Annotated in this window: 17 protein-coding genes; 10 read left to right on the forward strand and 7 right to left on the reverse strand. The window is 70.2% G+C overall.

Features of this window, described 5'->3' with window-relative positions; genetic code table 11:
* Positions 1-7: 7 nt before the first annotated feature.
* On the reverse strand, positions 8-949 hold the full coding sequence (locus tag HII36_RS00475) for a serine hydrolase domain-containing protein (protein WP_173520985.1): 942 nt from the start codon (positions 947-949) through the stop codon (positions 8-10).
* 85 nt (positions 950-1,034) lie between these two features.
* Here HII36_RS00475 and HII36_RS00480 point away from each other — a divergent pair, with 85 nt between their 5' ends.
* The 3 genes from HII36_RS00480 to HII36_RS00490 all read left to right on the forward strand — a co-directional run bounded on the left by HII36_RS00480 (position 1,035) and on the right by HII36_RS00490 (position 3,376).
* Entirely contained in the window at positions 1,035-2,015 is a 981-nt protein-coding gene (locus HII36_RS00480) for a polyprenyl synthetase family protein (RefSeq protein ID WP_173520986.1), read from the forward strand.
* Positions 2,016-2,101: 86 nt separating this feature from the next.
* On the forward strand, positions 2,102-2,758 hold the full coding sequence (locus HII36_RS00485) for a hypothetical protein (RefSeq protein ID WP_173520987.1): 657 nt from the start codon (positions 2,102-2,104) through the stop codon (positions 2,756-2,758).
* A gap of 51 nt (positions 2,759-2,809) precedes the next feature.
* A complete protein-coding gene (locus HII36_RS00490) occupies positions 2,810-3,376 on the forward strand; it encodes a thymidylate synthase family protein (RefSeq protein ID WP_173520988.1) in 567 nt (188 codons plus the stop codon).
* On the opposite strand, the gene HII36_RS00495 is transcribed toward HII36_RS00490, so the two are convergent.
* A complete protein-coding gene (locus tag HII36_RS00495) occupies positions 3,345-4,796 on the reverse strand; it encodes an MFS transporter (RefSeq protein ID WP_173520989.1) in 1,452 nt (483 codons plus the stop codon). The two genes, HII36_RS00490 and HII36_RS00495, sit on opposite strands and share 32 nt — an antisense overlap.
* 40 nt (positions 4,797-4,836) lie before the next feature.
* The gene (locus tag HII36_RS00500) at positions 4,837-5,559 is read right to left on the reverse strand and encodes a class I SAM-dependent methyltransferase (protein ID WP_217369002.1); all 723 of its coding nucleotides are present in this window, start codon (positions 5,557-5,559) and stop codon (positions 4,837-4,839) included.
* Between the two features lie 172 nt (positions 5,560-5,731).
* Here HII36_RS00500 and HII36_RS00505 point away from each other — a divergent pair, with 172 nt between their 5' ends.
* On the forward strand, positions 5,732-7,066 hold the full coding sequence (locus tag HII36_RS00505) for an LCP family protein (RefSeq protein ID WP_328807532.1): 1,335 nt from the start codon (positions 5,732-5,734) through the stop codon (positions 7,064-7,066).
* Between the two features lie 71 nt (positions 7,067-7,137).
* Positions 7,138-7,533 carry an RrF2 family transcriptional regulator gene (locus tag HII36_RS00510; RefSeq protein ID WP_173520991.1) on the forward strand — a complete coding sequence of 132 codons (396 nt, stop codon included), beginning with the start codon at positions 7,138-7,140 and terminating at the stop codon, positions 7,531-7,533.
* Here HII36_RS00510 and HII36_RS00515 read toward each other — a convergent pair.
* A complete protein-coding gene (locus HII36_RS00515) occupies positions 7,503-7,976 on the reverse strand; it encodes a tetratricopeptide repeat protein (protein ID WP_173520992.1) in 474 nt (157 codons plus the stop codon). The two genes, HII36_RS00510 and HII36_RS00515, sit on opposite strands and share 31 nt — an antisense overlap.
* Before the next feature lie 68 nt (positions 7,977-8,044).
* On the opposite strand from HII36_RS00515, the gene HII36_RS00520 reads away from it, so the two are divergent.
* Positions 8,045-8,974 carry an ATP-binding protein gene (locus HII36_RS00520; protein ID WP_173520993.1) on the forward strand — a complete coding sequence of 310 codons (930 nt, stop codon included), beginning with the start codon at positions 8,045-8,047 and terminating at the stop codon, positions 8,972-8,974.
* A 78-nt stretch (positions 8,975-9,052) separates the two neighbouring features.
* On the forward strand, positions 9,053-9,439 hold the full coding sequence (locus HII36_RS00525) for an SCO5389 family protein (RefSeq protein WP_173520994.1): 387 nt from the start codon (positions 9,053-9,055) through the stop codon (positions 9,437-9,439).
* Here HII36_RS00525 and HII36_RS00530 read toward each other — a convergent pair.
* Genes HII36_RS00530 through HII36_RS00540 form a run of 3 tightly spaced genes read right to left on the reverse strand, consistent with a single transcriptional unit; the run spans position 9,436 to position 12,136 of the window.
* The gene (locus HII36_RS00530) at positions 9,436-10,446 is read right to left on the reverse strand and encodes an LLM class flavin-dependent oxidoreductase (RefSeq protein ID WP_407940721.1); all 1,011 of its coding nucleotides are present in this window, start codon (positions 10,444-10,446) and stop codon (positions 9,436-9,438) included. The two genes, HII36_RS00525 and HII36_RS00530, sit on opposite strands and share 4 nt — an antisense overlap.
* A gap of 33 nt (positions 10,447-10,479) precedes the next feature.
* On the reverse strand, positions 10,480-11,151 hold the full coding sequence (locus tag HII36_RS00535) for a ribonuclease HII (RefSeq protein ID WP_173520996.1): 672 nt from the start codon (positions 11,149-11,151) through the stop codon (positions 10,480-10,482).
* A 10-nt stretch (positions 11,152-11,161) separates the two neighbouring features.
* The gene (locus HII36_RS00540; RefSeq protein ID WP_173520997.1) at positions 11,162-12,136 is read right to left on the reverse strand and encodes a LysR family transcriptional regulator; all 975 of its coding nucleotides are present in this window, start codon (positions 12,134-12,136) and stop codon (positions 11,162-11,164) included.
* A gap of 79 nt (positions 12,137-12,215) precedes the next feature.
* Here HII36_RS00540 and HII36_RS00545 point away from each other — a divergent pair, with 79 nt between their 5' ends.
* The 3 genes from HII36_RS00545 to HII36_RS00555 all read left to right on the forward strand — a co-directional run bounded on the left by HII36_RS00545 (position 12,216) and on the right by HII36_RS00555 (position 17,514).
* Positions 12,216-13,502, forward strand: a complete 1,287-nt coding sequence (locus HII36_RS00545) for a pyridoxal phosphate-dependent aminotransferase (RefSeq protein WP_173520998.1) — start codon at positions 12,216-12,218, stop codon at positions 13,500-13,502.
* Positions 13,503-13,632: 130 nt separating this feature from the next.
* Positions 13,633-14,277, forward strand: a complete 645-nt coding sequence (locus HII36_RS00550; protein WP_173520999.1) for a GNAT family N-acetyltransferase — start codon at positions 13,633-13,635, stop codon at positions 14,275-14,277.
* Positions 14,278-14,547: 270 nt separating this feature from the next.
* Complete coding sequence (locus tag HII36_RS00555) at positions 14,548-17,514, forward strand: AfsR/SARP family transcriptional regulator (protein WP_173521000.1); 2,967 nt, start codon at positions 14,548-14,550, stop codon at positions 17,512-17,514.
* Positions 17,515-17,727 lie beyond the last annotated feature (213 nt).

A 17,727-nucleotide genomic window follows, 5' to 3' on the forward strand; every position in this document is an offset into this window, starting at 1 on the left:
CCATGCCCTACGGGTTCAGCACGGTCGCGAGCACCGCGGCGGCGCTGGTCTGGCCCTGGTCGTACTCGCCCGCCGTCACCACCACGACCAGCTCCTCGTCCGGCACCACCACCAGCCGCTGACCGCCGTTGCCGATCGCCTCGAACCAGCGCCGGTCGACGTACCACTGGTAGCCGTAGCGGAACTCGCCCTCGATGTCGGCCCTGGGCCGCGTCGAGTCGGCGACCCAGGTCGCGGGCACGATGTCGCGGCCGCCGTCCAGCATGAGCTGCCCGATCGCGGCCACGTCGACCGGGCGCAGGCGCAGCCCGGCCGCGGCGCTCTCGATCCCGTCGTCGCCCTTCAGCCACTGGAAGTCCGTGATGCCCAGCGGCCCGAACAGCGCCTGCTCGGCGTACGCGGTCAGCGACTGCCCGGTGCCCCTGGCGACGATCGCGCCGAGCAGCGCGCTGGCCCCGCCGCAGTACGTCCAGCGCCGGCCGGGCTCCTCGACGATGGGCCGTTCCAGGATGAAGCGGTACCGGTCGGGCGCGGCCTCCATCGCGATCTCGCTGTTGGCCACGCTCGTGTACGGCGCGTCCTCGTTCCAGTCGAGCCCGAGCGTCATGGTCAGCACGTGCTCGACGGTGAGCCGGCCGCGAGCGGGATCGGCGGCCAGGTCCGGATATTCGGGGAACTGGGCGAGCAGCGGCGCGCCGGGCTCGGGCACCAGGCCCTTGCCGAGCGCGATGCCGTACAGGATGCCCACCACGCTCTTGGTCACCGATCTGAGGTCGTGCAGCGTGTCGCGGTCGAAGGTGACGTGCCCGATCGCGTGGCCGAGCATCGCGTCGTCGCCGGATTCGTACCGCTCCAGAACGGTCGTCCCGCCCCGCCTGACCACGAGGCCGTGCAGTCCGGGCGCCCGGCCCTCGGTCACAACCCGCTCGATCCGCTCATCCAGTGTCATGACGCCTACAGTGTCAAAATCTCCCCTGAGAGCGCACACAGAATTTCACAGGGCCCTCACAGCCGCCGCGACGCAGGCTTGATCCATGGATCGTCTTCTCAGCTCCCCCGCCATCGTCCAGGGTCTACGCAAGGTCGAGGACAGGATCCGCAGGTTGAGCGGGTCCTCGGCGTTGCCGGGAATCAACGCGGGTGCGCGGCACGTGGTCGACGCCGGCGGCAAGCGGTTGCGTCCAGCGCTGACGCTGGCCGCCGCGCTCGCGCTGGGCAAGTCGCCGGACCGCCGGGTGATCACGGCGGCGGCCTGCGTCGAGCTGATCCACGCCGGCTCGCTGGTGCACGACGACCTGATGGACCGGGCCACCGAGCGGCGCGGCGCCAGGACGCTCAACGCCGAGCTGGGCGACGGCAAGGCGCTGGTCATCGGCGACTTCATGCTGGCCAGGGCCGGTCTGGCGGCGATCACCGCGGTGTCCAGGCCGGTGGCCGAGGTGCTCGCGGCCACCGTGGTCGAGCTGGCCGAAGGCCAGTACCTGGAGACGAGCGACCTGTTCAACCCGGCCAGGACCAGGGAGAACGCGTTGCGCTCGATCACCGGCAAGACGGCCGCGCTGTTCCGCGCGGGCTGCCTGGTGGCCGCCATCTGCGCGCACGCCTCGGACGAGGACAAGGCCAGGCTGGCCACGTACGGCGAGCGCTTCGGGGTGATCTTCCAGGTGCTCGACGACCTGCTCGACCTGACCGCCGACGGCCCGCAGCTCGGCAAGCCGGCCGGCCACGACCTGCGTCAGGGCGTCTACAGCCTGCCGGTGCTGATGTCCGGGGTGGACCTGGGCGACCTGCTCGGCCGGGACATGGGCGAGGCCGAGGTGGCCGAGGCCCTGCGCCGGCTGCGGGCGAGCCGGATGGCCGACGACACGCTCGCCTACTGTCACGGCCTGGCCGCCGAGGCGCTGGCGGCGCTGCCGGTGATCCACGATCCGGAACTGGCCGGCCTGCTGTACGGCCTGCCGACCGCCTACATACAGCACGTGACGGACCTGACGCGCTTGACCACGACCAGTTGAGATTTGTTGGAACAATTGGTAGGAATGCCCGTCAAATCCGGGAAGAAGTGCTCATACTGGGAGTTACCCACTTGCAGGAGCACTCCATGCGGAAGACACCCCCTCGCATGATCCAGGAGGACACGTTCCTCCAGCTCGCCGCGGTGGACTTCAGCGGCATCTACGCGGTGCACCTGGCCGCCAAGGAAGAACGGCTCAAGATGACCAGGCTCGCGATGAGCCTGCTGTCCGGCCCCTTCCTGGCGGCGATCGCACTCAGCAGCGCCAAAGTCGTCGACCCGCAGAGCCTGACCCGGTGGGAACTCGTGCCCTGGTACCTGTTCGCCCTGGTCACCGTGTTCGGGCTGCTCAGCGTGCTGCCGTTCCTGCGGCTCATCGAAGCGGGCAACGCGCACGCCAGAACCGCCCGGGCCATCAACAACTTCCGGTTGCTCTACACCTCGAAGCTCAGGGGCCAGCTCGGCTGGAGCCCGAACCTGCCGACCGACCCCGCCTTCCCCGACACCTACCGCCCACTGGCCTGGCCCGGGATCAACGTGATGATGCTGGGCCTGGCGAACTCCACGTACCTCACCGTGGGGATCACCGGCCTGAGCAAGCAGGCGCCGAACCCGCTCCTGCTGGTGCTCAGCACCCTGCTCGTCGCGCTCGTGCACTACGCCGTCTACTACGTGCGCTGCAACGTCACCAAGCGGCGCCGGCTCCCGCGAAGTCCCTATCACCAGCCGAACCTGGAGACCTGAATGCCCGGCCCAGCGGAATGGGCGTCATGTGGGGAGGCGTGGATCTGGTTGATGCGCCATGTCTGGACGATCGGCGCGCTCGCCGACGACGACCGCGGACCCGTCATCGAGGGGCCGTCGGTGTTGTTCGAGATCAGCGAGGTGAGCCGGGACGACCCGATCATCGAGCGCTACGGCGACGCGGACCGGCTGGAGCTGTACTGCAGGAAGTTCAGCGAGGACGAGATCGTGGCGCCGTTCAAGTACAGCTACGGCGCCAGGATCAACGGGCAACTGCGGTGGGCGGCCGACCTGCTGCGGGCCAAGCCGTACAGCAAGAGCGCGTGGATCTCGCTCACCACTCCCGGCGAGCCGCACGACAGCGTGCCGTGCCTGGTCGGCCTGGCCTTCAGGATCAGGGACGAGGCCCTGCTCATGACCGCCACGTTCAGGTCGCAGAACGCGTTCACCAGCTATCTCAACTACGTCCCGCTGGCCGAGGTGCACACCGCCATGGCGCGGGCGCTGAAGCTGCGGGCCGGCCCGATGCGGGTGTTCGTGGACGTGCCGCACCTGTACCTGGCCGACAGCTCCAAGGCGCTGCGCGTCATGTGGCCTTCCTCGCCCCGGCCGCCGTGAGCGGCGCGGCGATGGCCTCCAGGCCCTGACGTTCGGCCTTCACGCCGACGAGCAGTTCCACCAGCCCGGCCGCGATCATCAACGCGGCCCCGATCGTGAACGCCAGCGCCGTGTCACCGGGCACCCCGCTCTCGACCAGCCCGGCGAAGATCAGCGGGCCCGCGATGCCGCCGGCCGCGGTGCCGACCGCGAAGAAGAACGCGATGGCCATCGCCCTGGTCTCCATCGGGAAGATCTCGCTGACGGTCAGGTACGCCGCGCTGGCCCCGGCCGAGGCCGCGAACAGCACCACCGACCAGCAGGCGGTCAGCGTGACCGCGGTCAGCAGCCCGGCGTTGAACAGCCAGGCCGTGCCGAGCAGGAGCAGGCCGGAGCTGATGTAGGTGGCCGAGATCATCGGGATCCTGCCGACGGTGTCGAACAGCCTGCCGAGCAGCAGCGGCCCGAGGAAGTTGCCGACCGCGATGACCGCGAAGTAGTACCCGGTGTTCGTGTCGATCCCGTAGAACGTGGACAGGATCTGCGCGTACCCGAACGTGATCGCGTTGTACAGGAACGCCTGGCCGATGAAGAGCGACAACCCCAGGACGGTGCGCTTCGGGTACAACGCCACCATCGTGTGCGCGATGCGGATGAACCCGATCGACTTGCGCTGGTGAATCGTCATCGACTCGGCGGGCTCGGTCAGCTCCTTTCCGGTCTCGCTGGTGATCTCCTGCTCGATGCCGTCCACGATGTCCTCGGCGTCGCGGTCCCTGCCGTGGATGAACAGCCAGCGCGGGCTCTCCGGCACGTTGCGCCGCACCAGCAGGATCGCCACGCCAAGCACCACGCCGAGCCCGAAGGCCACCCGCCAGCCGACGTTGACCGGCAGGTCGTTGAGCAGCGGCACGGTCAGCAGCGCGCCGCCCGCCGCGCCCAGCCAGTAGCTGCCGTTGATGATGATGTCGATGCGGCCGCGGTGCCGGCTGGGGATGAGCTCGTCGATGGCCGAGTTGATCGCCGCGTACTCGCCGCCGATGCCGAACCCGGTCAGGAACCTGAACAGGAAGAACCACCAGGCCGAGAAGGAGAAGGCGGTGGCCAGCGTGGCGAGCAGGTAGACCACCAGCGTGATGATGAACAGCTTCTTCCTGCCGAACCTGTCGGTCAGCCAGCCGAAGAACAACGCGCCCGAGCAGGCGCCGGCCACGTAGAGCGCCGCGGCCAGCCCGGCGACCTGCGCCTGGGTGATCTCCAGGCCGCTGCCCGGCTTGGCGAGCTGCGCGGACAGGTTGCCGACGATGGTGACTTCCAGGCCGTCGAGCACCCAGACGGTGCCGAGCCCGATGACGATCATCCAGTGCCAGCGTGACCACGGCAACCGGTCCAGCCGTGCGGGCACCTTCGTGGTGATTGTGCCGGTTTCCACGTCGCTCATAGGGGCCTCTGGATACCCGGCCGACGTTCGGCAAACGTTCTCAATCGGTAGGTGAAGGCTTTGTCGCCTCGACCATGACGGTGTTGAACCACGGGCCGCCGTACCAGTATCGCCAGCCCGGATCCCGGCGCCGGACGTCGGTCACGCCGAGCTCGCGCAGCGTGGCCTCGTAGGCGGGGGTGTGCTGGAAGTCCGCGATCAGCAGCAGGCCGCCGGGCCGCAGGACCCGGTGCGCCTCGCGCACGGCCCGCGCCCGGCCCTCGGCGTCGCGGATCTCGTGCACGGCCAGTCCGGACACGACCACGTCGAACGTGTCGTCGGCGAAGGGCAGACGGCGCAGGTCGCCGGTGACCAGCTCGACGGACACGCCTTCCCGCGCGGCGTTGGCCAGGGCGACCGGCGCGCCGTCGCCCGACCGGTCCTTGGCCCGCCACAGGTCGACCCCCGTCACCCGGCCGCCCTTGAGCCGCTCGGCGGCCAGCGTCAGCACCGCGCCCCGGCCGCAGCCCAGGTCGAGCAGGTGCTCGTCGCCGCCGAGCCGGTCAAGCTCGGCGGCCCAGACCGCGAACTTGCCGCGCCGGGTGGTGTAGAGGTGGCTGGCGGCGCTGGCCAGTGTGTAGAGCGCGCCGAACACGAAGACGACGCCCGCGGCCGGCACGGCGGTGGCGAACGAGACGGCCGCCAGCGCCAGCAGCGCGAGCGCACCGAGGACGAGCCCGCCCAGGGCCCACGGTGCGTCGAATCCGTAGCTGCCTCGTCGCATGGCCACCAATCACGTTATATCTCAAGTGGGCTTGACCGGGAATTGACCCAACACTTCCCTTCACCGCTCTAATCCTCATTAAACCGTTACTAGGGTGACTTGGATGGGCGCACCTAGGGGGGTTTGACCAGGGATGATACGGAGAGAACGGGGTTTCGGACTAGGCGCCGGAGTGGCACTGACACTGGCGTCGGCACTGTTGTGGGGCGTGGCGCACCTGGCTACGGACCGGCGCAGGACGGGCCTGACGCTCATGGCGGCCTACGTCCTGATGCTCGCCTTCGTGCTCACCGTGTTCACCGCGTTCAGCGCCAAGTTCCTGTCGCTGGCCGTCCAGCCGGCCTGGCTGGGCTTCCTCACCGGCGCGCTGGCCGTGATCGCGCTGAGCTGGGCCGGGGTGATCGTCTGGTCGTTCCTGCTGGTGCGTCCCGACGCCGGGCATCGGGTCGGCCGGGCGCTGACCACCGCGGTGGCCGTGGCCCTGTGCGCGCTCGTCCTGGCCCCTGCCGTGTACGCGGCCAGGTTCGCCTACGTCTCGCGTGACGTGGTGAACAGCCTGTTCTCCACCAACACCGCCCCCGTCGTGGCCCAGGACCCGTGGAACGGCGCCGAGCGGGTCAACGTCCTGCTGATCGGCGCCGACGCCGCGCCGAACCGGCCCGGCGTGCGTACCGACAGCATGACCGTGGCCAGCGTGAACACCCGCACCGGCGCGACCACGCTGTTCGGCCTGCCGCGCAACCTGCAGCACGTGCGGTTCCCGCACGGCCCGGCCAGGCAGCGCTTCCCCTACGGCTTCACCGGCGCGGGCCCGGACACCCCCGGCCTGCTCAACGAGGTCTTCCAGTACGCCGAGGACCACCCGGAGATGGCGCCGGGGGCCGGGCGGGGCGAACGCGGCCCGGCGCTGCTCAAGAGCACGATCAGCGACATACTCGGCATCCCGGTGAGCTACTACGTCATGGTGGACATGAAGGGCTTCGCGGAGATCGTCGACGCGATGGGCGGCGTCCGGATGACCATCAAGCAGCCGATCGTCTACGGCAGGCATCGCGAGGGCCTGCTGCCCGCGGGCACCCGCAGGCTCTCCGGCCAGGAGGCGCTCTGGTTCGGCCGCTCGCGTACCGACAGCGACGACTACGTCCGCATGGGACGCCAGAAGTGCCTGCTCAACGCCGTCGCCAAGCAGGCCGACCCGGTGACCGTGCTCAACAGCTTCGAGAAGCTGGCCACCGCCACCAAGCGGGCCATCTCCACCGATCTGCCGCAGAACCTGCTGCCGGCCATGATCGATCTGGCGCAGCAGGTGAAGGAGCACCGGATCAAGAGTCTCAACTTCGTCCCGCCGCTGATCAGCACCGTCAACCCGGACTGGCACCTGATCAGGTCGAAGGTCCGGGACTCGCTGGCCGAGCGCACCACCGGCAAGATCGCCACGGCGCACTCCGCGCCGTCGCCCGCGCCGGCCGGCGAGGCCCCGGTCCCGCTGGACGCCGCCTGCGGCTGAACCGCCGCCTTGACGCCGAGACGGCTTCGCCGTTAAATACTGCTATAGGCGACTTGTTAAGTAGGAAATAGATGCGGGTCTCGGCACGCACCGACTACGCCCTGCGGGCGGTGACAGAACTGGCCGCCGCCCCGCCGGGCCCCGTGCCCGCGGAACGGATCGCGCTGGCGCAGAACATCCCGCGCAGGTTCCTGGACAACATCCTGCTGCAGCTCAGACGGGCCGGCCTCATCCACAGCCTGCGCGGCCCCGAAGGCGGCTACTGGCTGGCCCGCCCGGCCACCGACATCACCCTCGCCGACGTCATCGCGGTCACCGAGGGCGCGCCGGAATACCGGGAACACGGCGGCTACCCGGGTGTGGCCAGGCCGCTCGCGGCCGTGTGGAGCATGTTGCGCGAGCACGAGGAGCGGCTGCTCGCCGAGATCACCTTCGCTCAGATCGTCTCGTCCAGGTTCTCCGCGTAGTACTCGACCGCCCGCCGGTACCTGCCCACCTGATCCGACTGCGCCACCACGGTGAGCAACGTGGAGACGGCCGCACGCGCGCGGCCCGCGTTGTACAACGCCATCGCCATGAACGTGCGCAGCCCGGGATCATCGGGGAACTCGGCCAGCCCCCGCTCAAACGTGGCCAGCGACTCGTCGACCCGTCCCAGCACCCGGTACGTGCTGCCCAGCCCGGTGAACGCGCCCAGCCTGTCGCTCAACCCCGGCCCGGCCAGCGCCTTCTCGTAGTAGGGCACCGCCTCCGACTCCAGTCCGAGCACGTCGTGCACCCAGGCCGTCTGGTAGGCCACCTCGACGTCGTCCGGGTGCCGCCCGGACAACTCCAGCAGCAGGTCACGGGCCTCCTCGTGCCTGCCGTCTTCGCGCCACCGCACCGCACGCGCCAATTCCTCATCTCTCATGCACGCAGTGTGGCATGATGGTCACGTCCGAAAACGGAAACGATTTTCATACCCATGGGGGTGGGCCCGTGAGAGTGGCGTTCGTCGGAAAGGGCGGCAGCGGCAAGACCACGATGTCGGCGCTGTTCGCGAGATACGCGGCCGGACAGGGCGGCCCCGTGGTCGTCATGGACGCCGACATCAACCAGCACCTGGCCCTGGTGCTCGGCCTGCATGAGCAGCCCGAGCCGCTGGGCGCCCACCTGACCGAGATCAAGGACCACCTGCGCGGCGACAACCCGCGCATCCCGTCGGCCGAGGCCATGGTCAAGACCACGCCGCCGGGGCGCGGCTCGCGGCTGCTGAGCTTCGCCGACCTGGCCGGCCTCGAATACGCGGTCACCACGCCGCAGGGCATGCGGCTGATGGCCTCGGGCCCGTTCACCGAGGACGACCTGGGTGTGGCCTGCTACCACTCCAAGGTCGGCGCGGTGGAACTGCTGCTCAACCACCTGATCGACGGCCCGGGCGAGTACGTGGTGGTCGACATGACCGCCGGCGCCGACTCCTTCGCCTCCGGCCTGTTCACCCGCTTCGACCTGACGTTCCTCGTCGCCGAGCCCACCAGGCAGGGCGTGGGCGTCTACCGGCAGTACCGCGACTACGCGGCCAAGTACGACGTGGCGCTCGCCGTGATCGGCAACAAGGTCCACGGCCCGTCCGACGTCGAGTTCCTGCGCGAGCACGTCGGCGACGACCTGCTGACCTGGATGGAGCACTCGCCGTCGGTGCGCGCCATGGAGCAGGGCCGCCCCTTCACCATGGACGACCTGGAGCCGGTCAACACCGACGCGCTGGCCGTGCTGATGAAGACCCTCGACCAGCGGGAGAAGGACTGGGCCAGGTTCGGCCGCCAGACCGAGGAGTTCCACCTGCGCAACGCCCGCGCGTGGGGCAACGCCCGAACCGGTTTCGACCTTGCCGACCAGATAGACCCCGAGTTCGTCTACGGGCCCTGACTGTCGCCCTCCAGTCATCTGGAGCGTTCACCCGAGCCCACCTAGCGTCAACATCGATGCCCTTCGAGAGGAGACAGCATGTCGCTGACCGTTCCGAACGATCTGCTCGACCAGGCCAGAGCCGGAGACGTGGACGACGCCGCCTTCGTGGCGTGCGTGCGCGACTCCCTGCCCTACGCGTGGTCGGTGATCAGCGAGCTGGTCGAGCAGCGTGAGGAGACCGGAGCCGAGTTCGCCGACAACCAGGTGCCGCCGCCATCGGAGGAGGCCCGCGGGCAGCTGCTGCGCTGCCTGGCCAGCGACTCGATGCGCGGCGCACTGGAGCGCCACTTCGGGGTACGGCTGGCCTTCCAGAACTGCCACCGGGTCGCGGTCTTCGACCCGTCGGCTGACAAGGCCCTGAGCGAGTTCGTCACGCCGAGAGCACAGATTCTCAACCAGAAGCCGGAGCTGGTCGACTGCTAGGGCGCGCCGTGGTGGGCCGCCGTCCTTCCCGGCCCACCACGCCGCACCGGCGCGCGGAGCAGGGGCAGCACCTCGGCGCCGAACCGCCGCACGTTCTCGGCCACCAGCCGCGGCTCGCCGACGCCTTCCACCATGAGCAGGAAATGCTCGATCCCGGTATTCTCCGCCGACCGCTGAATGACCTCGGCACAATGCGCGGGGGAGCCCACGGGATGGATCCGCGAGAGAAAGTCCACGTATGCCGGGATGTCGCGGGAAGGCCGCGGGCGTGAATCCACCGGCACGTATCCGGCCAGCCCGGGGCCCAGCCAGCGCGGCATCGCCTGCTTGAGCTCGCGCACCGCCTGCCCGGTCGAGTCGGCCACGTGCCCGACCAGCGCCGCCACGTGCCCGGGCGCGCCGCCGCCGCTCTCTTGCGCATATTGTGCGACCAGCGCGGCCTTGTCCGCGTCGCCGACGTGCATCCCGAGCAGCATCGGCAACCCCCGCTCGGCCGCCAGCCGCACGGTCGGCTCCGACGTGCACGCCACCACCGGACGCAGCCGCGCCCCCGGCACCACCTCGACCTCGCGGAAGCCGAAGAACTCGCCGTCGGCCGAGACCCGGCCCCCGGACAGGGCCCTGAGCAGCACGTCCAGCGATTCGGCGAAGCCCCGCTCGAACCGCTCCAGCCCGGTGCCGAACACCTCCAGGTCCACCCACGGCCCGCCCCTGCCCACGCCCAGCGTGAACCGGCCGCCCGACAGGTGGTGCACCATCGCCGCCTGCTCGGCCAGCGCCACCGGATGCTGCGTGGACAACACGCTCACCGCCGTGCCGAGCCCGATCCGGCTCGTGCGCCCGGCGGCCGCCGCCGCCAGCGTGGTCGCCGACGGGCACACGCCGTACGACATGAAGTGGTGCTCGGCGATCCACGCGTCGTCGAACCCGGCCGCCTCGGCCGCCACGATCAGCTCGACCGCGTCGGCCAGCACGCGCCCCGCATCCTGGCCGGGAAACTGCGCCACGATCAGAAAGATGCCTATGCGCACCTCTCCGATTTAACCAAAGAGACTGGCCTGTCCTTCGCCCGCGAGCGGATTGCGATGGTGCTTCAGATGCCGCCAGCTCGGCAGGTCGTCCAGGTACGACCAGGAGAGCCGGTGGTGCGGCGTCGGGCCTGATCTGGCCAGTTCCTCCTGGTGCGCCGGCGACGGGTAACCGGCGTTGTCCGCGAACCCGTACTCCTCGTGGCCGAGCGTGGCCATGTACGCGTCGCGCCGCACCTTGGCCAGCACGGACGCCGCCGCCACCGAGATGCTGGCCGCGTCCCCCTTGATCTCCAGCCGTACCGGCCAGGGCGCGCCGATGTAGTCGTGCTTGCCGTCGAGAATCACCGCGTCCGGCCTGACCGGCAGCGACTCCAGGGCCCTGCGGGCGGCTCTGCGCAGCGCCTGCGTCATACCGAGGTCGTCGATCTCGGTGTGGGTGGCCTCGCCGTACCCGATGCCGGTGGCCCACCCGGCCAGTTCTGCGGCCAGCGAGGTCCGCTTGGCCGGGGAGAGCTGCTTGGAGTCCGTCAGCCCGGCCGGCGGCTCCGACAGGTCGCACACGACGGCGCAGACGGTGGCAGGACCCGCCCACGCGCCCCGGCCCACCTCGTCGATGCCGGCCACGACCCGGGTGCTCGGCTGGGCCAGCAGGAGGCGCTCGATGTCGTAGGTGGGAGCCATGGAGCAGACGTTAGCGCTCCCCAAGGCCCGCCGAGTCCGAGTCCGAGACCGATCGCTCGGCGACGCGGACCGGGTCCAGGTCGGCGGCGAGGTAGCGGGCGGCCACGTGGATGGCCCGCAGCGTCACCGACACCGACGGCCGGTGCACGCTGGAGCCGCGCGCCACCGCGTGCACCTCACGGCCGCCCGGGTTGCCGGGGAACTGCCGCACCGCGATCCCGCGCACCCCGGCGGCCAGCGCCAGCGCGGGCACGGCGGCGATGCCGATGCCCTTGGCCACCAGCGACAGGATCGTGCCCAGCCCCTCGAACTCCCACGGCGTGGGCTTGGTGCCGCCGACGTCGACGAACAGCCGGTCCACGGCCAGGCGCGACGGCTCGCCGTCGGGGGTCGCCATCCACGGCTCGTCACGCAGTTCGCGCAGGTCGATCGGCACGTCGGGGTCGGCGAGCCGGTGTTTGCGCGGCACCACCAGCACCAGCGGGTCCTGCAGCAGCGGGTAGACGCGCAGGCTCTCGCTGTCGCGCACCCGGCCGTACCAGTCATCCACGAGGGCGATGTCCACCTCGCCCGACTGCACTTCCCGCATTCCCCGTCCTGACCTGCTCTGACCCAGCCGGAGCGTCAGCTCGGTGTGGCGGCGCAGCGAACGGGCCAGCGCCGGCGCGAATGCGACGGCCGCTGTGGGGAAGGCGGTAAGGACGATACGCCCAGACGGGGTGCCTTTGTGGGCGGAGAGGTCCGATTCTGCTTCCTCGACCATCGACAGGATGCGTTCCGCGTGCGCGACGAGCCGGCGACCGGCGTCGGTGAGCTCGGCGCTGCGTGCCGTCCTGTCGATCAGGGCGGTGCCGGTCTCGCGTTCGAGCGCCACGAGTTGCTGCGAGACGGCCGACGGGCTGTAGCCCAAAGACTCGGCCGCCGCGGCGATGCTGCCGCGCCGAGCGAACTCGCAGATCAGTGCCAACCGCCGCAATTCGAGCATCGGACTTCCTTATGCCTACCCACAAAAAGCCTCGCTTGTGCTGATGCCTTCATACAACCACCCTGGGAACGTGACAAACATGACCGTGACCCTTTCCGCCACATTGGCGGCAAACGAGGACATCGAACGAAGACGACGCGCCGGGGAACGAGTGCTGCATCTGGCCTTCGGTGAGGCTGGGCTGCCCGTCCACCCGGCGCTGCGCGACAAGCTGGCCGCCGCATCAGAACGCAACGGCTACGGGCCGGTCGCGGGGGCGTCCGGGCTTCGGACGGCGGCGGCGGGCTACTGGACACGACGGGGGCTCATCACCGACCCCGACCTGGTCGTCGCCGGGCCCGGCAGCAAGTCGCTGCTGTACGGCCTGCTGCTGGCGATCGGCGGGGACGTCGTCCTGCCCATGCCCAGCTGGGTCAGCTACGCCGCGCAGGCCGAACTGGTCGGATCTCAGCCGATCCTGGTGCCCGCACCGCCAGGAGAGGGCGGGGTGCCCGACCCCGAGCGGGTGACCGAGGCCGTGCTCGACGCGCGAGCGCGGGGCAGGACCGTACGCAGCGTGCTGGTCACGCTGCCCGACAACCCGACGGGCCGGCTGGCCTCGCCGGAGAGCATCCGCCGCCTGGTGGACGTGGCCCGCGAGCTCGACCTGCTGATCATCTCGGACGAGATCTACCGCGACCTGCTGCACGATCCCGCGCAGCGCTTCATGTCGCCGGCCGACGTCGCGCCCGAGCGCACGATCATCACGACCGGGCTCAGCAAGAGCCTGGCGCTGGGCGGCTGGCGGATCGGCATCGCCAGGCTGCCCGAGGGCGCCGAGCAACTGCGCGCGCGTCTGCTGGCCACCGCCAGCGAGATCTGGTCGGCGCCCGCCGCCCCGATCCAGGAGGCCGCGGCCTACGCGCTGACCGACCCGCCGGAGCTGGTCGAGCGCATCGTGCGGAGCCGGAGGCTGCACGGCGTGGTCGCGCGCGCGGTTCGCGACAGGTTCGTGGAGATCGGCGCGTCGGTGCCGGTCCCGCAGGGAGGCTTCTACCTCTATCCGGATCTGAGCCATCTGCGCCTCGGCGGTTCCGCCGACATCACCAAGATCCTGCTGGAGGAACACGGCATCGGAGTGCTGCCCGGGCACGCCTTCGGCGACGATCCGGCCGCGGCCCGCGTCCGGGTGGCGGTGAGCCTGCTCTACGGCGAGAGCACCGAGGACCGGCTGGCCGCTCTGACCAGCCCGGACCCGCTCCACCTGCCCTGGATCGCGGAGAGCCTGGACCATCTGTCGATGGGGTTGAAGGAGCTGTCGCTGGTGCGGCACGCCAGGCCGCGTGAACAGCGCCCGGCGCTGGTCCCGATCCCGTGTCACGGTTAGGCGAATTTTGTCCCAAGGGATCACCAAATCGCAGCGCTGACCTGCGGAAACACCGTGCTTTCAGAAAGCTGCAAAAGATGAGTCCCCGTGCGTGGTTTCGTGCACCCTGAGCAGACCCCATCATGTGCACATGCCCGCTCTTGTCACCCTGTCCGGGCGCTCCGTGCGCCTGGAACCTCTCAGCCTCGCGGCGATCGATGATCTGGTCGCCGCGTCGAGTGAAGACCGCTCCACGTATGCCTTCACTCGGGTCCCGGATGGCCGGGACGAGATGGTCTCCTATGTGGAGGCCGCGCTGGCTGAGCAGGCGGAGGGCCGCACGATGCCCTTCGCCATCCGGTGGCTGAACACCGACCGTATCGTCGGTGCCACCCGTCTCATGCACCTGGAGTACTGGCAGGGCCCCATGCCCTGGCCGCCGGGTTCACGAAGTGCGGTGGGCGAGGTCCCGTCCGTGGCGGACATCGGTTACACCTGGCTGGGCGCCTGCGCCCAGGGCACGGGTGTGAACCGGGAGAGCAAATTCCTCATGCTCTCGCTCGCCTTCGAGACCTGGAACGTCCATCGCATCACCCTCAAGGCAGACGTAAGAAACGTAAGGTCCCGGGCCGCCATCGAGGCCCTCGGCGCACACTTCGACGGGGTGCGGCGAGCGGAAAGCCGAGGCGCCGACGACACGGTCCGAGATACCGCCTACTACTCGATCCTGAACTCCGAATGGCCGGCCGTGCGCGAGCGGCTGGCGATGCGGCTCGGCCTGGTCGAGGCAGCGTAGGAAACATCCGATGAAGGCCCCGCCCGAAATTTCTGGGCGGGGCCTGTATTTTTTCCTGACCTAGCGGCTCTGCATGACACGCCCCCGCGTTTGTTGCGTCATGCCCAGCCGTTCTACCGGGCTTGTGGCCCAGCATCGCGGGGCGGGCTCAACACCTGATCAAAGGCCGATCAACGCTTCGGTTAACGAATCGGCCGGCGACTAGGTGGGGGGCAACGTTGGATCTATCATTTGGTAACAAATCGTTCCATTGCCTTGGAGACAGACGGCATGGCTGGTCAGAGCGTTGCTGGCGGACTGAAGTTCGCCGTGCTCGGTCCCGTCCGCGCGTGGCGCGACGGTGCGGAACTCGACCTCGGAACTCCGCTGCAGCGCTCCATTCTCGGCATGCTCCTGCTACGTGAAGGCCGGGCGGTCACGCCCACCGAAATGATCGACGCGGTCTGGGGAGAGGAGGCTCCGCCGCGGGCGCTGGGCGCGCTGCGCACCTACGTCTCGCGGCTGCGTACCGTGCTCGAACCCGACAGGCCGGCGCGGTCCCGCCCGGAGCTGCTGACCTCGATCGGCCGCGGCTACGCGCTGCGGCTGCCAGAAGACTCGCTCGACCTGACCCGCTTCGAGCGGGCCATCCTGGCCGCCGAGTCCGCGCGCAAGTCCGGTCGGCTCAAGGCCGCCGCGGAAGGGCTGCGCTCGGCGCTGTCGCTGTTCGAGGGCGAACCGCTGGCCGGGGCCGTCGGCCCGTACGCCGAGCACCAGCGCGACAGGCTGATCGAGCGCCGGCTGAGCGTGCTCGAAACGCTCATGGACGTCGACCTGGAACTCGGCAACCACGCCGCGATCGTCTCCGAGCTGATCGCGCTGACCGCCGACCACCCGCTGCGCGAGCGGCTGCGCGCCCAGCTCATGCTGGCCTACTACCGCTGCGGCCGGCAGGGCGACGCGCTGAACGTCTTCACCGAGACGCGCGAGGCGCTGATCGAGGAGCTGGGCGTCGAGCCCGGGCCCGAGCTGGCCGCGCTGCACCAGCGCATCCTGGCCGCCGACCCCACCCTGGCCGCCGGCGAGGTGCTCGACGACGACGAGCCCGCGCCGGAGGAGGAGCCCGCGCTCGAACTGCCGCGCCCGGCGCAACTGCCCGCCGCGGTCAACGACTTCACCGGCCGCAAGGAGATCGCCGGTCGGCTGCGTTCGCTGCTGTCCGCGCAGACCTCGGCCGAGGGCATGCCGGTGGCGGCGATCTGCGGCATCGGCGGCGTGGGCAAGACCGCGCTGGCCGTGCACGTGGCGCACACCGCCGGCGACCTCTTCCCCGACGGGCAGCTCTACGCCGATCTGCGCGGCTACACCGACGAGGCGACCGCGCCCGAGTCCGCGCTCGGCGGTTTCCTGCGCGCGCTCGGCATTCCGCCGGACGTGATCCCCGAAGGTCTGCCCGAGCGCTCCGCGCTGTACCGGTCGATCCTGTCGGAGCGGCGCATCCTGGTGCTGCTCGACAACGCCCGCGACGCCGAGCAGGTCATGCCGCTGCTGCCCGGTTCGCCGGGGTGCGCGGCGATCGTCACCAGCCGCGTCAAGCTGGCCGACCTGCCCTCGGCCAGGCTCATCGACCTGGACGTGATGGAGCCCGACGAGGCGCTGTCGCTGTTCGCCTCGGTGGCCGGCCCCGAGCGGGTCGCCGCCGAGCACGGCGCGGCCATGGACGTGGTCGCCGCCTGCGGCTTCCTGCCCCTGGCCGTCCGCATCGTGGCCGCCAGGCTCGCGGCCAGGCCCACCTGGACGGTCGCCTCGCTGGTGCCCAGGCTCGCCGACGAGCAGCGCAGGCTCGACGAGCTGCGCGTGGGCAACCTGGCGGTGGAGGCGACGTTCGCGCTCGGGTACGGGCAGCTCGAATCCACCCAGGCCAGGGCGTTCCGCCTGCTCTCGCTGCCCAACGGCCCGGACATCTCCTCCGGCGCCGCCGCGGCGGTGTTGTCGATGAGCACGCTGGAGGCCGAGGCGGTGCTGGAGTCGCTGGTCGACGCCAGCCTGCTGGAGGCCCCGGGCCCCGGCCGCTACCGCTTCCACGACCTGCTCAAGCTGTTCGCCAGGCGCACGCTGGAGAAGTCCGAACGCCCCCAGGCCAGGACGATGGCGCTGCGCCGGCTGCTCGGCTTCTACCTGGCCTCGGCCCAGTCGGCGCACCGGCTGGCCTACGAGGGCAGCACGATCTCCGACAACCTGGTCGTGGTCGGCAGCGGCCGCGCCTTCACCTCGGCCGACGAGGCCGTGGCGTGGCTGATCGCCGAGGGCGACTCGCTGTTCGCCGCGATCAACCAGGCGGCCGCGGCCTCGCGCACCGCAGAGCAGCTCCTGCCCGCCGCCGACCTGCTGGTGGCCATGGAGCCGCTGCTGGAGTCGGGCACTCACACGCGCGAGTTCGACCAGGGCACCCGCGCCGTGCTGGCCACCGCCCTGCGCATCGGCGACACGGGCGGCCAGCTCCGCGCCAGGTACGTGCTCGGCCGCGTGCTGTTCGCCGGCAACCGGCTGACCGAGGCGGAGTCGCAGTTCAGGAGCGTGCACGAGCTGTGCGAGCAGCGCGGCGAGAAGATCGTCCGGGGTGAGGTGCTGAACGCGCTGGCCGTGGTCGTCGGACGGCAGCGCCGCCACACCGAGGCGCTGGCCCTGTTCGAGTCCGCCTCGCGCTTCTACCGGGAGAGCGGGATCCCGGCCGGTGAGGCGCTCGTGCTCAGCTACTCGGCCCGCGACCACCTGGGCCTCGGACGCCCGGAGGACGCGATCGCCGCGGCGGAGAAGGGCCTGGCCATCTTCACCGAGATCGGCAGCGGCGCCGGCACCGCGCGGGCCCGCTACCACCTGGGCATCGTCCTGTCGCGCGTCGGCCGGCTGACCGAGGCCGTGCACCACCACGCCGAGTGCCTGGCCTTCTTCCGCGCCAGCAAGCAGCGGGTGTGGGAGCAGCGGGTCTGCTCCAGGCTGGCCGAGACGTTCATCGCCGCCGAGCGGTACCCCGACGCCGTCAGGCACGCCGAGCAGGCGCTGGTCGTCTCCAGGGAGATCGGCCACCCGTACGGCGAGGCGCTGTCGCTGACCGTGCTGGGCAAGGCGCTACGCGGTCTCGGCAGCTTCACCAGAAGCGCCGACTGCCTCAGGCAGGCCTACGACATCTTCTCCCGGCTCGGCGCCCCCGAGGCCGGCGATCTCAAGGCCCTCCTCGACCGCGTCGAGGCGGTCTGACCCCTCGGCCGGTTCGTCACGTGACACGTCGTCCGGCCCGTCGTCGAGTCCTGAGTACAGCTCGTCGTCCAGACGTGTCATCCACACATGGTTGATCAAGGCTGTCCTTAGGGAGAGTCCCCCCATGATCCTGGCAACAGAGAAAATTAGCCCGGCCGGTCATCTTGACCGTCACGTTTCGCTAGGGGGCCCGGTCATCCGGATGCTCCACGT

Source organism: Nonomuraea antri (genome assembly GCF_013283785.1).
GTDB classification, from domain to species: Bacteria; Actinomycetota; Actinomycetes; order Streptosporangiales; family Streptosporangiaceae; genus Nonomuraea; species Nonomuraea antri.

What these genes read in the sequence shown, in the direction of transcription:
- HII36_RS00540 (WP_173520997.1), bottom strand. Translation starts at nt 12,136, where the DNA reads ATGCTCGAATTGCGGCGGTTGGCACTGATCTGCGAGTTCGCTCGGCGC.
- HII36_RS00535 (WP_173520996.1), bottom strand. Translation starts at nt 11,151, where the DNA reads ATGGCTCCCACCTACGACATCGAGCGCCTCCTGCTGGCCCAGCCGAGC.
- HII36_RS00515 (WP_173520992.1), bottom strand. Translation starts at nt 7,976, where the DNA reads ATGAGAGATGAGGAATTGGCGCGTGCGGTGCGGTGGCGCGAAGACGGC.
- HII36_RS00490 (WP_173520988.1), top strand. Translation starts at nt 2,810, where the DNA reads ATGCGCCATGTCTGGACGATCGGCGCGCTCGCCGACGACGACCGCGGA.
- HII36_RS00480 (WP_173520986.1), top strand. Translation starts at nt 1,035, where the DNA reads ATGGATCGTCTTCTCAGCTCCCCCGCCATCGTCCAGGGTCTACGCAAG.
- HII36_RS00545 (WP_173520998.1), top strand. Translation starts at nt 12,216, where the DNA reads ATGACCGTGACCCTTTCCGCCACATTGGCGGCAAACGAGGACATCGAA.
- HII36_RS00510 (WP_173520991.1), top strand. Translation starts at nt 7,138, where the DNA reads ATGCGGGTCTCGGCACGCACCGACTACGCCCTGCGGGCGGTGACAGAA.
- HII36_RS00500 (WP_217369002.1), bottom strand. Translation starts at nt 5,559, where the DNA reads ATGCGACGAGGCAGCTACGGATTCGACGCACCGTGGGCCCTGGGCGGG.
- HII36_RS00485 (WP_173520987.1), top strand. Translation starts at nt 2,102, where the DNA reads ATGCGGAAGACACCCCCTCGCATGATCCAGGAGGACACGTTCCTCCAG.
- HII36_RS00475 (WP_173520985.1), bottom strand. Translation starts at nt 949, where the DNA reads ATGACACTGGATGAGCGGATCGAGCGGGTTGTGACCGAGGGCCGGGCG.
- HII36_RS00555 (WP_173521000.1), top strand. Translation starts at nt 14,548, where the DNA reads ATGGCTGGTCAGAGCGTTGCTGGCGGACTGAAGTTCGCCGTGCTCGGT.
- HII36_RS00550 (WP_173520999.1), top strand. Translation starts at nt 13,633, where the DNA reads ATGCCCGCTCTTGTCACCCTGTCCGGGCGCTCCGTGCGCCTGGAACCT.
- HII36_RS00495 (WP_173520989.1), bottom strand. Translation starts at nt 4,796, where the DNA reads ATGAGCGACGTGGAAACCGGCACAATCACCACGAAGGTGCCCGCACGG.
- HII36_RS00525 (WP_173520994.1), top strand. Translation starts at nt 9,053, where the DNA reads ATGTCGCTGACCGTTCCGAACGATCTGCTCGACCAGGCCAGAGCCGGA.